Source organism: Burkholderia sp. MSMB1589WGS (assembly GCF_001636105.1).
GTDB lineage: Bacteria > Pseudomonadota > Gammaproteobacteria > Burkholderiales > Burkholderiaceae > Burkholderia > Burkholderia humptydooensis.
On record NZ_LNJT01000008.1, the window covers coordinates 1 to 12,865 of the forward strand.

General features: G+C 65.7%; 17 protein-coding genes and 3 pseudogenes. 2 read left to right on the top strand and 18 right to left on the bottom strand.

The window, feature by feature from the left end:
- The 13 genes and pseudogenes from WT16_RS17950 to WT16_RS18005 form a co-directional block, all read right to left on the bottom strand.
- Positions 1-109: pseudogene (locus WT16_RS17950) on the bottom strand (phage virion morphogenesis protein); the annotation flags it as partial.
- Complete coding sequence (locus WT16_RS17955; RefSeq protein WP_063533035.1) at positions 106-522, bottom strand: phage tail protein; 417 nt, start codon at positions 520-522, stop codon at positions 106-108. The gene WT16_RS17955 and the pseudogene WT16_RS17950, both read right to left, overlap by 4 nt.
- Positions 515-786: pseudogene (lysC, locus tag WT16_RS35025) on the bottom strand (Rz1-like lysis system protein LysC). The gene WT16_RS17955 and the pseudogene lysC overlap by 8 nt, the downstream one beginning before the upstream one ends.
- Positions 773-1,063, bottom strand: a pseudogene (locus WT16_RS17960) (LysB family phage lysis regulatory protein); the annotation flags it as partial. The pseudogenes WT16_RS17960 and lysC, both read right to left, overlap by 14 nt.
- Positions 1,060-1,872, bottom strand: a complete 813-nt coding sequence (locus WT16_RS17965; protein ID WP_063533033.1) for an N-acetylmuramidase family protein — start codon at positions 1,870-1,872, stop codon at positions 1,060-1,062. The pseudogene WT16_RS17960 and the gene WT16_RS17965, both read right to left, overlap by 4 nt.
- Complete coding sequence (locus WT16_RS17970) at positions 1,869-2,141, bottom strand: phage holin family protein (protein ID WP_004524440.1); 273 nt, start codon at positions 2,139-2,141, stop codon at positions 1,869-1,871. The genes WT16_RS17965 and WT16_RS17970 overlap by 4 nt, the downstream gene beginning before the upstream one ends.
- Position 2,142: 1 nt before the next feature.
- On the bottom strand, positions 2,143-2,487 hold the full coding sequence (locus WT16_RS17975; protein WP_004553021.1) for a putative holin: 345 nt from the start codon (positions 2,485-2,487) through the stop codon (positions 2,143-2,145).
- A 14-nt stretch (positions 2,488-2,501) separates the two neighbouring features.
- A complete protein-coding gene (locus WT16_RS17980; RefSeq protein ID WP_063533032.1) occupies positions 2,502-2,708 on the bottom strand; it encodes a tail protein X in 207 nt (68 codons plus the stop codon).
- Entirely contained in the window at positions 2,705-2,956 is a 252-nt protein-coding gene (locus WT16_RS17985) for a hypothetical protein (protein ID WP_063533031.1), read from the bottom strand. Before WT16_RS17985 ends, WT16_RS17980 begins: the two co-directional genes overlap by 4 nt.
- Entirely contained in the window at positions 2,956-3,435 is a 480-nt protein-coding gene (locus tag WT16_RS17990; RefSeq protein WP_063533030.1) for a head completion/stabilization protein, read from the bottom strand. The genes WT16_RS17985 and WT16_RS17990 overlap by 1 nt, the downstream gene beginning before the upstream one ends.
- Positions 3,436-3,534: 99 nt before the next feature.
- On the bottom strand, positions 3,535-4,224 hold the full coding sequence (locus WT16_RS17995) for a terminase endonuclease subunit (RefSeq protein WP_063533029.1): 690 nt from the start codon (positions 4,222-4,224) through the stop codon (positions 3,535-3,537).
- Positions 4,221-5,234 (bottom strand): phage major capsid protein, P2 family, encoded by a 1,014-nt coding sequence (locus tag WT16_RS18000; RefSeq protein WP_063533028.1) that lies wholly within the window; start codon positions 5,232-5,234, stop codon positions 4,221-4,223. The genes WT16_RS17995 and WT16_RS18000 overlap by 4 nt, the downstream gene beginning before the upstream one ends.
- A gap of 44 nt (positions 5,235-5,278) precedes the next feature.
- Positions 5,279-6,088 (bottom strand): GPO family capsid scaffolding protein, encoded by an 810-nt coding sequence (locus WT16_RS18005; protein WP_063533027.1) that lies wholly within the window; start codon positions 6,086-6,088, stop codon positions 5,279-5,281.
- Between the two features lie 143 nt (positions 6,089-6,231).
- Here WT16_RS18005 and WT16_RS18010 point away from each other — a divergent pair, with 143 nt between their 5' ends.
- Positions 6,232-8,001, top strand: coding sequence for a terminase ATPase subunit family protein (locus WT16_RS18010; RefSeq protein WP_063534887.1), 1,770 nt, complete (start codon positions 6,232-6,234; stop codon positions 7,999-8,001).
- Positions 7,998-9,053 carry a phage portal protein gene (locus WT16_RS18015; protein ID WP_063533885.1) on the top strand — a complete coding sequence of 352 codons (1,056 nt, stop codon included), beginning with the start codon at positions 7,998-8,000 and terminating at the stop codon, positions 9,051-9,053. The genes WT16_RS18010 and WT16_RS18015 overlap by 4 nt, the downstream gene beginning before the upstream one ends.
- 43 nt (positions 9,054-9,096) lie before the next feature.
- On the opposite strand, the gene WT16_RS18020 is transcribed toward WT16_RS18015, so the two are convergent.
- From WT16_RS18020 to WT16_RS18040, 5 genes are all read right to left on the bottom strand, one after another.
- Positions 9,097-9,453, bottom strand: a complete 357-nt coding sequence (locus WT16_RS18020; RefSeq protein ID WP_004202809.1) for an addiction module antidote protein — start codon at positions 9,451-9,453, stop codon at positions 9,097-9,099.
- 2 nt (positions 9,454-9,455) lie between these two features.
- Positions 9,456-9,752, bottom strand: a complete 297-nt coding sequence (locus WT16_RS18025) for a type II toxin-antitoxin system RelE/ParE family toxin (protein WP_006027262.1) — start codon at positions 9,750-9,752, stop codon at positions 9,456-9,458.
- 645 nt (positions 9,753-10,397) lie between these two features.
- Complete coding sequence (locus tag WT16_RS18030; RefSeq protein WP_041861678.1) at positions 10,398-11,513, bottom strand: DUF3396 domain-containing protein; 1,116 nt, start codon at positions 11,511-11,513, stop codon at positions 10,398-10,400.
- Positions 11,514-11,527: 14 nt separating this feature from the next.
- Complete coding sequence (locus WT16_RS18035; protein WP_015601730.1) at positions 11,528-12,265, bottom strand: VRR-NUC domain-containing protein; 738 nt, start codon at positions 12,263-12,265, stop codon at positions 11,528-11,530.
- Positions 12,262-12,795, bottom strand: a complete 534-nt coding sequence (locus WT16_RS18040) for a PAAR domain-containing protein (protein ID WP_063533886.1) — start codon at positions 12,793-12,795, stop codon at positions 12,262-12,264. Before WT16_RS18040 ends, WT16_RS18035 begins: the two co-directional genes overlap by 4 nt.
- Positions 12,796-12,865 lie beyond the last annotated feature (70 nt).

Sequence of the window (12,865 nt, forward strand, 5' to 3'; positions counted from 1 at the left end):
CGCGCAGATCGCGGCCAAGCTCGCGCAGCAGTTGACGGCGGGCCGCCGGCGACAGCTTCGCGAGCAGCCCACCCGCCCACCGTTCGAGCGCCTGAAGATCGTCCGTCACGAGAGCCACTCGTCGGCTGCGTCGTCGATGTGCTCGACCGTCCGGTTGCCGGCTTCATCGGTTCCGACCACGACGCTTTCCGACAGCTTCATTTTGAGCCCGAGGTCGACGGCGTTGTTTGACAGGATGTCGGCGACGAACGTCATGCAGTTGCGGCGCTCGTCCCGATTCGTCACGAGGTCCGGCTGATTCGCGCGCGCCCATTCGACAACGGCGATCATCACGTCATCCGGGTTGCCGATGAAGTCGCGAATGATGATCTCGCACTCGTATTCATAGTCGAACGACGCCGTGCGCGTGCCCGTCGCCTCGATCCGGCCTTCGTTGACGAACACGAGCAACTGGTCCGGCGAGGCGTTGAGCTGCGGCAACGCGGCGACGAGCGCCGCGCGCAGGCTGTTCGGCTTATTCATGGCCGTCCGCCCGCCGCACGCGCGCCTGACACGTCGCGATCATGTCGACTTCGGACGCGCAGCGCCCACGCCGCGCGCGCGACGTGCAACGCGTCGCTCAGCTCACCGTTGGTGCGCGGCGCCATCGCCGGCATCGTGCACGGCGTCACCGCCGCGCATTCGTTGAGCGTAATCGTCGGCGCCATTGAGGGGGGCTTGCGTGCAGGCGCACAACGTCGTCAGGCAGAGCGCCAGCAGCCCAGGCGCGCACGGCGGTGTTTTCATCGATCAGTCTCCGCAGTTCGTTTCGATAGGTCGCGAGCGTCGCGTCGACGCCGGCGCGCGCGCGATCGAGCTGCGCGCGCTGCGCATCTTTCGCCTTGGCATCGGCCAACAGACGCTCGATGACGGCAGCGCTCGCCTGCGCCTCGTGTTTCGCGCGGCGCGCGTCGTCGGTCGCCCGGTCGAGCTGCGCGCGCAGCGCGCGGCCGTGCTGGCAACTCGCGACCAACGCAATCAGCGCGATCAGCGCCAGCCACGGCGTCAGGCGGGCGAAGCTCATGCGGCCGCCTTGCCCGCGCCGGCGTACTTCGCATACGCGCGGTCGAGCTTCACGTCATACAGGTTGATCGCGAATTCCGGGCCGTTGTAGCCTTCCGCGAACGCCGCCCACTTCCGGGCACGAAGCGCGACCAACAGTTTCTTGTCGGCCGCGACGTACCGCACGAACGCGTCGAGGTGCTCGGCTTCGCCCAGCTCCATACGGGACACGAATTCGTCGACGCTCGCGTAACCCAGGCGTTTCCAGTGATACGCCATGATCTGGAACGCGCCCCAGCTCGCGGACTCGTAAGCGGATGTCGCGTCGATCCGCGCCGCGGTGTCGAGCCGCACGTATTCGGCGGCGCCGCCCTGGTAGCCGCCGCGCTTCGGGTTGACGACGCCCGGCCATCGTGCGGCGGCAGCGTCCGCCGCTTCCCTGCCGACATTCGCGACGAGCCGCTGATACATGACATGCCGCTCGAACAGGATCTTCGGCCGGCCGTCGTCCAGAAAGCCCACGCCGCGGGACTCAACTTCGTTGACAGCCCGCACGCACGCGACGGATACGCCGAGCGTCGCGGCCGCGCGCGCGAGGTCGGCGTCCGTCAGGTGCTTGGGGTCGCGCTGCCCGCTGGCGAGCACCCGGTACGTCTTCGGGCCGGCGATGCCGTCGACGACGAGGCCCGCGGCCGCCTGCAACGTCTGGACGGCTCGCTCGGTCTGTTCGTCGTAAAGGTGCGACACGTCGACCGGGTAGCCGGCGCGCACGAGGCGCTGCTGCAGCAGCCCGACTTCCGCGCCGTGATCGTTGAATCGAAGGATGTTCACGCTTCGTCACTCCGTAGAAGGCGCGCGACGTTGCCGCGCGCGAGGTACACCAACACGGCGAGCAGAACCGCGAGCGCCGCGTGAAAGAAGCCGGTCGGCTTCGGATGAAACAGCAGCTCGATCGCCGAGCCGCCGGAAATCGCGACGATCACCCAGGCTGCCCACGCGACGTGGAAGCGATGCCGCGCGCCGTTCTTGCGGTAGGTCAGCACGCGCACGATGACGGCCAGGTGCGCGGCGAGCGCGACGAGTGCGGACGAGACATGCACGTCAGTCTCCCTTGCGAAACAGCGCGAACAGGTCCATGCCCTTCACGCGCTCGATCAGCGTCAGCGTGACCGCGATCACGAGCGCGGCCGCGAAGAACGCGGCGACGCCCGTCGAGCGGATCGGCACGGCGTGAATGATTTCGGGCGCGGCGAGGTAGCCCATCACGAGCGAGATGAGCATGTACGCGGCGCGCTTCGCGAGGCCGAGGTCTTTCGACGTGACGACGACGAGCGCCGCGCCCGCGAACGCGCCAATCAGCGCGTCGCCGTCGACGCCCGGCGCGATGCCGGCGAGGCCGACCGCGGCGAACAGCGCCGCAGCCGAGGTGGTGTTCGGTTCAGCCATTCATTCGGCTCCGGTCAGTCAAACAGTTGCAATAGCGGCGTGGTCGTCTCGATCGCGCTGCGCTCGGGCATCTCCACGACGGTTCCCATTGGCAGCACCACGCCGAGTTCGGCGAGGCCGGGGTTCGCTTCGAGCACGGCTTCGACCGTGCCCGCCGTGCTGCCGTAGTGCCGCCAGCACAGCGCGTCGAGCGTCTCGCCTTGCAGCGCTGAAATCTTCATTCGCCGAGCGCCTGCCCGTCGCGATCGAACAGGCCGAGCACGCGCGGCTTGAGTCGGGCTCGCCGGCGCGCGAGCACGGCGGCTCGTATTGCGGCCTCCGCGCCGGTGTGATCCGAGCAATAGGCAATCTCCAGCCAGAACAGGCCAGCGACGCGCTGCTGCACCTGGCACGCGCCGGCGCAGAACAGCTTTCCGCCGCGCACGCGGGATTGCGCGAACTGACGAATGCGGTACAGGGGGCGGGCCATCAGATCAGTTCCACCGTCGAGCGCGCCAGGCCAAGAATGTCGCTGATCGCCCATCGCGCAGCGCGGCGTGCGTCGTCGACCGTCGCAGCCAGATCGGCCGCGACCTGGCCGCCGCTCTTCGTCGTGTCGTAGCCGCGGTACTTCTCGGTCACGTCCGCGAGCGTCAGGTGGTACACCGCGCGCCGGTAGCGGGCCACGTGTGCCGATTCGCCATCGATGCGCGGCGCCGGCACGTCGGCGAGCGTCGCCGCACCCGCCGCGCGCTGCCGTGCGCGCCACGCGGCGAGCTCGTCGTTCACGGTCAGCAGCGCGTCGCGCGCGGCGTGCCGCAGCCGCTCGGCCGTCACGGTGCCGTCCAGGCGCATCGCGTCGCGCAGCGCGGACAGATCGATGTCCGGGAAGAAGCCGTCGTTCGTCAACGTGCCTTCGATCGGCGTCGCCGCGACGGCGGGCGCGGCGGTGGCAACAAAGCTGTTCATGGTCGGTTCACAATGAGGTGGCGGTGGACCGGCGCACCAGGTCCGTGACCGTCAGGCGTAGGGCCTGGGCGCCGGTGCCGCCATGCCGAGGTGGGCTCTTTACGTGCCGTCGGCGCCGTCGCCCCGACGGCCCGCAGCTTCGACCTGCTTCGTCAGCCGGTCGATGTCCTTTTTCACGCCGACGCGATCGTTCAGCGCGACCGCGCGGCGCAGATAGTCGAGCGCGCGCGCCGGCGCGGCGGCCTGCGTCGCGTAGCCGAGCGCCTTGTACAGCTTCGCGCGCACCTGGTCGTGCATGTCGGCCGCGCGCGTCAGATCGTCGACGAGCTCGAGGCTCGCCGCGTCGAACGTCTCGCCGTCGAGGAACGACGACAGCGCGGCGTCGGCGAACTGCTCGGCGACGAGCGACGCGAGCGAACGCTCGAACTGGTCGGGCAGCGTCAGGCCGTGCGCGAGCGCGTAGGCCGCGATCGCGAGCGCGCCGTCGAAGTCGCCGGCGTCGATGCGCCAGACCATGACCGTCACGAGCACGTCGTCCTGCGCGCCGCGGCCGCCGCTCAACACGCCCGCCACGTAGTCGGCGTAGTCCGGCAGCAGCTTGCGTTTCAGCTCGATCTTCCGCTCGATCGACTGAATGCCCTTGAGCGCGCGGCGGTCGGCCGCGAGCTTCGCGAGCATCAGCTCATAGGCGGTCGCGCCCTTCATCGTCGCGCCGGGCGACGCGGCCGCCGCCGCGCGCGCGGCCGAGACGCGATTGAAGTGTGCGCGGGCGGGCGTGTTGATCGTCATGCCGCCGCCAGTTCGATGTTTTCGGCCACGCAGCCGCAACCGAAGTCTTCGACCACGTAGGCGTCGTTCGACGATTCGTAGTTCTCGATGCGGTCGCGTTCCGGCACTTCCTTCAGCGTGCGCCGGCGCGCGCCTTCCTGGTAGTAGATCGACAGATTCGACAGCTTCGTGACCATCAGCGCGCGCTTTGGGAAGAACGGCACGCGCACGGCCGGCAGATTGCCGATGCGCTTCTGGCTCACGATCAGATCGGCCGCGAGCTGCTCGGTCGGCGCCTGCGTCGCGTTGACGATCGGGAAATACTTGTCGTGCAGCAGCTCGCGGCCGCAGATCACGACGAGGCCCGTGTCTTCCTGGAACCACGGGTCGATCATCGACGAAACGATGTCCATCACGAGCGCGTCGAGGTTCTCGTAATCGCCCGCCTTGCCGACGAGCACCTTGCCGGCCTGCTTCGCGCCTTCGTGCAGCACGCGCTGCGCCGCGCGCTCGCGGTACTGTTGCAGCCAGCCGATGTTCACGTCCTGCAACAGCGGGTTCGCCTGGCGGTCAGTCGTCGCGGCCGCCTTCACGCCGTTCCAGCCGATCATGATGCGATCGACCGCCCCCTGGTTGAGGATCACGTCGCGGATGCGCTGTTGGAAGTCGGCGAACTTCGCCCACATGTCGAGCTTGCGATACGGAATCGCCGTGTCGTAGTCGGTCTTCTCGCAGCGGTAGCGGTTGCTGTCGAGCGCCGTCGGGTCGATCGGTTGACGCGCGGCCTTCGTGGTGTCGGTGCGGCTCGCGATCGGGCCGGACACGGACAGGCCGAGCTTTTCGCCTTCGAGCTCGGTCACGGGCAGCACGTTGATGCGCTTGAGAAACTCGCTCGATTCCTGCATCTTCGTTTCGAGCCGCTGTTGCACGGTCGGCTCGACCGCGAACTTCGCCGACACGTCGGCCGTGTCGTTCAGCTTGGCGATTTGCGCGGCGAACTTTTCATACGCTTTGCGCGTTTCCTTCCTCATCGGGAAATTCTCCTGTGTGGTGTGCGGGATGGGTCAGCAGTCGGTCAGCAGTCGGTCACGAGCTCGCCCGTCGAGCCGGTCGACGGCGGGCGCTGCGGCGCGCCGTTGCCGGTGTTCGACAGTTTCTCGGTGAGCGCTTCGACGGCGGCGAACGCTTCGTCAGCGCGCTTCTTCGCGTCGGCGGCCGCGCTCGTGGCGCTCGTGACAGCCGCGCTCAGCGTCGCGACTTCGCGGCCCGTGTGGTGCGCATGGGTGGCGACCCGTTCGACCGCTTCGCGCACGTCGGCGAAGCGCTCGTCGTCGTTCTCGCGATTGCGGGCGAACAGGCCCTTCACCCATTCCTTGAGGCCGGCCGTTTCGGTCGCGCCTTCGAATTCGATCGCCGTCTCGCACGCCGGCGAATAGAGGTTGTTCGAGCGCTTCGCGGCGAATTGCAGCGCTTCGGTGCCGAGGCTCGCCGGGTCGTCGGTCGCGGCGAGCCCGACGAGATACGCCTCGCCGATGTCGGCGAAGTCGGGGTTGATTTCGATCGACGTAAAAATCTTCTGGCGCTTCTTCGACAGCGCGACGAGCTCGTCGGTCGGATCGATCTGCGCAAACAGCGCCATCTTCCCTTTCAGCGGGCCGTCCTCGATTTCGGCCGCCTTCAGCGCGATCACGTCGCCGTATGCACCGAACGGGTTGTTCGCCGAGAGCGGCGCCCAGCCCTTCAGGTGTTCGAGGTTGACGCGCGCGCCGTACAGCTTCGGGTCGTAGTGCTTCGCCATCTGCGTGAGCCATTCACGCTTGATCTCGCGACCGTCGACGGTCGCGCCTTCCACTGCGACGCGGAAGAATTTGGTTTTGCTTGCCATAGAGAGGGTCGAACGTGGTTGAGTGAGCGTGCTTCTCATGTTCGGCGTTCATGCGCCACGGCTCAATCCGCGGCGTTTGTGGGTCACGCGGGTACAGCGCGCTGCGCGTGCTCGCGCGCACGCGGCGGCCTACGCTTGGCCGCATGCTCGAAACTACGGACCCTCATCAGCTCGAAAACGACGTGCGCAAGGTCGCGCGCACGCTCTATTGGCAAGGTTGGCGCCTCGCGTCGATCGCCCGCCATCTCGACATCAAGCCCGCGACCGTCGCATCGTGGTGCCGCCGCGAGAAATGGAAGAACGCGACGCCCGTCGAGCGCATCGAAGCATCGCTCGAAGTGCGCCTGATGGTGCTGATTGCGAAGGAGAAGAAGGACGGCGCGGACTACAAGGAAATCGACCTGCTCGGCCGGCAGGTCGAGCGGCTCGCGCGCGTGCGCAAGTATGACGAGACGGGGAAGGAATCCGACCTGAACCCGAAGATTGCGTCACGCAATGCCGGCCCGAAGCGCCGCGCGCCGCGCAACGAAATCAGCGAGGAACAGCACAGGCGCATCATCGAAGCGTTCCGCGATTCACTGTTCGACTATCAGAAGGTCTGGTATCGGAACGGCGATCAGCGCACGCGCAACATCCTGAAATCGCGGCAGATCGGTGCGACGTGGTACTTCGCGCGCGAGGCGCTGGTCGACGCGCTCGAAACCGACCGCAATCAAATCTTCCTGTCGGCGAGCAAGGCTCAGGCGCACGTCTTCAAGCAGTACATCACGCAGTTTGCGCGCGAGGCGGCCGACATCGAGCTCACGGGCGATCCGATCATCCTGCCGAGCGGCGCGACGTTGTACTTCCTGGGCACGAACGCGCGCACCGCGCAGTCGTACCACGGCAACTTCTATTTCGACGAATACTTTTGGGTGCCGAAGTTCCGCGAGCTGAACAAGGTCGCCTCCGGCATGGCGATGCACAAGCGCTGGCGCAAGACGTACTTCAGCACGCCGTCGAGCATCACGCACGAGGCGTACGCATTTTGGAGCGGCGCGCATGCGAACCGCGGCCGCGCGGCGGGCGAGCGCATCCAGATCGACACGAGCCACGAGGCGCTCGTGCGCGGCATGTTGTGCGAGGACGCGCAGTGGCGGCAGATCGTGACCGTGCTCGACGCGATGGCGGGCGGCTGCAACCTGTTCGACATCGACGAGCTGCGCCGCGAATACAGCGCCGAGGAATTCGCGAACCTGCTGATGTGCCACTTCATCGACGATTCGCTGTCGGTGTTCAAGCTGTCGGACCTGCAACGCTGCATGGTCGACTCGTGGGAGGAATGGGCGGACGACTTCTCGCCGCTGCTGCTGCGGCCGTTCGGTCATCGCGATGTGTGGGTCGGCTACGATCCGGCGCTCACGGGCGACTCGGCGGGGCTCGTCGTCGTGGCGCCGCCGCGCGTCGACGACGGCGCCTTCCGCGTGCTCGAACGTCACCAGTTCCGCGGCAACGACTTTGAGGAACAGGCCGCAGCGATCGAGGCGATCACGCAGCGCTACAACGTCGGCTACATCGCGATCGACACCACGGGCATGGGGCAAGGCGTCTACCAGCTCGTGTGCAAGTTCTTTCCGGCCGCCGTCGCGCTGAACTACTCGCCCGAGGTGAAAACCCGCCTCGTGCTCAAGGGCCAATCCGTCGTCCGTAACGGCCGCCTGCAATTCGACGCGGGCTGGACCGATCTGGCGGCGGCGTTCATGGCGATCAAACAGACGATGACGGCGAGCGGCCGTCAGGCGACCTACACCGCCGGCCGCACCGACGAGACGGGCCACGCCGACCTGGCGTGGGCCTGCCTGCACGCGATCGACCGCGAGCCGCTCGCCGGCGGCGGCATTCATTCATCTTCATTCACGGAGTTTTACGCATGAGCAAGCGCCGATCGCGCGCGCCGCGCACGTTCGCGGCCGCGCCAAATCCGAGCGCCGGCAGCGCCGCGCCGGCGCGCGCCGAGGTCTTCACGTTCGACGATCCGACGCCCGTCATGAACCGGGCCGAGATTCTCGATTACGTCGAGTGTTGGTCGAACGGCGAATGGTTCGAGCCGCCGGTCAGCTTCGCCGGCCTGGCGAAATCGTTTCGCGCGAGCACGCACCATAGTTCGGCGCTGTTCTTCAAGGCGAACGTGCTCGCGTCGACGTTCCGCCCGCACCGCTGGCTGTCGCGGCACGCGTTCGAGCGCTGGGCGCTCGATTTCCTGACGTTCGGCAACGGCTACCTGGAGCGCAGACAAAACCGGCTCGGTGGCACGTTGCGCCTCGAGCCCGCGCTGGCGAAGTACACGCGGCGCAAGGCGGATTTCAGCGGTTTCGTGTACGTGAACGGCTGGCAGGACCGGCACGAGTTCGAGCCCGACAGCGTGTTTCAGCTCGTGCGGCCGGACATCAATCAGGAGGTGTACGGCCTGCCCGAGTATCTGAGCTCGCTGCACTCGGCCTGGCTGAACGAATCGTCGACGCTGTTCCGGCGCAAGTATTACGAGAACGGCAGCCACGCCGGCTTCATCCTGTACATGACCGACGCCGCGCAGAAGCAGGACGATGTGGACAACATGCGTGACGCGTTGAAGAACGCGAAGGGGCCGGGCAACTTCCGCAACGTCTTCATGTACGCGCCGGGCGGGAAGAAGGACGGCATCCAGCTCATTCCCGTGTCAGAGGTTGCCGCGAAAGACGAGTTCTTCAACATCAAGAACGTGACGCGCGACGATCTGCTCGCCGCGCATCGCGTGCCGCCGCAACTGCTCGGTATCGTGCCGAGCAATTCGGGCGGCTTCGGCACGCCGGACACCGCCGCGCGCGTGTTCGGGCGCAACGAAATCAGGCCGCTGCAGGCCCGCTTCGCCGAGCTGAACGACTGGCTCGGCGACGAGGTTGTGACGTTCGACGATTACGAGATTCCGCCGGCGCCGGTCGCGGCGTAGCGCGCAGGCCAGTGCAACGCCGCGCATCCGGCCGTCGATGGCGTTACGCGTGTGCAGCCGTGCGAACGCGCGAGCGTGCACGCGTTGTTGCTGGCGCGGGCACCGGCGCAGGTTCGGCCGGCGCAACGGTCAGGTGCAGCCCCAACGCGCCCACAACTTTCATGATCGTTGCGAATTCCGCGTTCCCACCTTCCGACAGCGCGCGGTAGAGCGCTTCACGCTTCACGCCGGACTCGCGCGCGAGCGCCGTCATGCCGCGCGCCTTCGCAACGTTCCCAAGCGCGGCTTGAATCAGGCGCGGATTTCCATCCTCGAACGCTTGCGCCAGGTAGTGACGAATCGTTTCTTCGTCCTTCAGGTACTTCGAGCCGTCGAACTCGGCCAGTTCGCTGATTTTCATACTCAATCCTCCAGTTCGCCGGCGATTTGCTTCGCTAGCTTGATGTCCTTCTTCTGCGTCGACTTGTCCCCGCCGCACAACACCACGACGATAATTTTTCCGCGTCGCACGAAGTAGGCCCGATATCCCGGCCCCACATCAATCTTCATTTCGTTGACGCCGTCGCCGACTGCGCGCCATTGGCCGAGATTGCCAAGCTTTGCCCGCTCGATGCGCAGGTTGATCGCCGCGCTACCGACCGGGTCGCGAAGCCCGTCGAGCCATTTGTCAAACTGGGGGGTCGTCAGAACTTTGAACATGCGAGAATTGTAACCCATAAGGGACAATTCAGCTACGGCTGTGAAGGAGTGGCTCAAGTCGCACAAGCCGGTGTAACGAAGCGCATTCGCCACGCGAAGGGCCGCGCACCGGGCAACCGGGCGCGGCCATTTTTGCGTCTGACGAGCGCGAGCTGCGGAGTCGCTCGGCGCGACGGCGCATAGGGCATCCCGTCGCTGTCCCATTCGTGTCCCGACTAGCGTCCCGTTGTCCCGTCTGGCGTCCCATTGTCCCGAACACTGTTGCCGCGCGGCCGCGAAAGCGGTATAGGGCGAATCCGTCGGTGCGGATAGAGGGCCTACAGCGGCTTGGCGCTGGCGGGGTGGCCGCGTTCCGGCCGCGCGCCATGAGCGGCTCCACGAGGCCGTGACGCGGTCGCACGGGGGCATTTGAGGGTCCGGCCCGCCCACGCGCCGGCGGTCGCCGCGGCGGCCTTTGCGCGGTCCCCCTCCTCGCCCGCGGTCTTTCTTGATGGGGCACATTTCATGCATTCGCCGCCCACCGCGCGAGCGCCTACTGGCGCGGGCTTCCGGCGATTTCGCATCGTGGCAAATTCGTGCGTTTTCATGCACTTTCATGCGGAATTTGGCACCACTACTGCGCCTTGCGCAACGATGCCAAATGCGTCAGGGGGACGGCGGTAGCTTCGGTGTCTTGTGCAGCGCTTCCCAATAGCCGTAGATGCGATCGGGATCGATATCGAATCGGTGCAGCCAAGCCTCTGTCGAGACTTCGGTGTTTAAAAGCGGCGCGGTGCTACTCGGCGTGCCGCTCTGAAGCGTGCCAACGGCATCGGCAATGAGTGGACGCAGCGCCTGATTCACGAGTACATATGCTGGCGGCGGTTCGGGCGCTTGCCCCTTCTCCCCTGCGATTCCCGTTTGCGGTGCCACTCCTGCTTGAATGAGCAAGCCGTCGTTACCGTAGGACCGCAGCCCGAACCAATCGGGAGGGAGAGCCAGACTCTGCCGGCCGCCGAGCTCGCGTACCATATCGGCATTGATTGCCGTGAGCCAGTCGACCGTTTTGATACGGTTCGTGAGTCGGCGCACGCCTCTTCGAACTGGGTCGCCTACATCGAGCCCCGGACCATAGCGACGGGCCAGAAAATACTCCGACGCCTCGTTTGGATCGCGCCGCAGCAGTGACAGATTCACCGCATACCCGGCGTGCCCGTGTACGGCGTCCAGATCGTCGGCCGCTTGTGCGAAAAGTGGCTGAAAAACATTCGGGCACAACGTCAGGAACGCCGGCGGGACTGAGAACGACAGCACATCGAGCCCGCGATTCAGCGCTGCTTGCCAGTCTTCGAGACAGAACGTCACAAACTCCATCGCCCCCGCGCCTTCCTTCTCTTCCGCATCTGACAACCCGACGACGAGTAGATCATCAGACGGAATGTCCTTCGCGAGCGAGGAAAACGACGGAGCTTTTTCAATCGCCGTCGGTTGCTTCCCCTCCTGATACAGCCAGCGGAGTGGCGTGCCCTTCGATGGTTCGCGTCCTTGCGATTGCTCAAGTGCGCGCTGATATGTGCGAAGCGCAGCGTCGTAGCGTTCGAAGCAGCGAGTTAGCGCCTCGCGCCTCTGCGGCGTGTGCCCGTCTCGGAAGTACAGTACGCCGCGGACGGCCAAAATCGCGCCCACGATCTTGCGTTGATGGTTTGGCTCAAACAGCCCATAAGGGAGTGATCCGGCCCGGCCCGGATCATTCGCCCATGCGGCCAGTTCATCTTGCGTCATTGCCATAGTTCGAATCAGGGAAGCGGTAACGGTACGGGGGGGATCGGCGGCATCAGCGGCATGATACCGCCCGACGACGGCAGCTTGTCGCCGAACATGTCTTCCAGACTGGGTTGCTTTTGAGCGGAGGTCGACGGCTGCGATTGACGATCCGCATCGCCGCACCGGCAATCTTCCGGCCCAATCGCCGCAAGCTTTCGGTCATCGCCGGCGATATCCAGATACGCCTCGCGCTGGCCCTTCGAAAAGTCGTCGGGCGGAAACTTCATCTCGACGACCTGCTTAATGTTGGACTGGATCGGCGGCTGGCTTGGATCGTTCACGATCACGACATCAGGCCGGCGGAAGTACGTCTTCTTCGCTTGCTTGTATGAGTCCATGCCGCCCGGAAAATACTTCTGAATCCATGCGGGCAACCAGCTATGCGGCGTGAGCGAGTCGGCACTACTCATCACGGGCGCGGGGGGAGATTGCCGCATGTCGTAAGTGACTTCCGGAAGGTACTGCGTCGGCGCGCCGGTCAGCCCTTTGGCGACCAAGTTTTTCGCCTTCAGCCGTTGCGATACGCATGCCTGGCGCAAAATCTTGCCGTCCGTCGTCGCGACGCCGACACGGCTGCAACGGCAAATCGCATCACATAACACAGCATGATCCTGCGGCGACAATTGCCCGCGGCTCAACCCAACTCGCGTGGTTTGGCCTTCGCCCGTCGACATGCCGCCGACGGCGTTGCTTGTTCCGTAGTCGCTCATGCGGGGCTCGCGCCCGAGTTGGTGAACGTCAGCGACGAAACTTCGTCACTGTCGAGCCAGCTTGTGAATCCGTTCGCGTCGGTTTGACCGTGGACGGTCCGACCGTCCGCGGACGTGATCGTATATGCGTGATTCGCGAGTGGCTCGCGTGTATGGTCGTCGAGCAACTGGAAGCGGCCGCGATACGGTTCATTCGGCGCCGAGCGCGCCTGCGCGATGACGCTCTTTCCGCCGCCAATGGGGCTACCTTGGCCCGCCGTGGGCGCAACCGTTGCGGTGCCTTGCGAAGCGATCAGCGTCGCACCGCATGCCGTCTTGTCGCCATCGGTCGCGACCGGCCGGTCGCCGAACGTCATGTTGAGTCCGCTTTTCACGCTCACAATCGGAAAAATTCCGCAGCAGCGCGGGCACGTCACCATATCACCGAGCAGCGCGATTGCCTTGCCGTAAGCGGTATTGGCCGTGTTACAGCCGACGACGCGGCCGCCGTGCGTCGTCGTGTCGCCTTCGCAGATGAATGCAAATCCCATGTTGACAACCCCCGGAGTATTTCGCGGGGGAATGTAGCATGTACTCCAGAGCGTCAACCCTGTCAGTTCT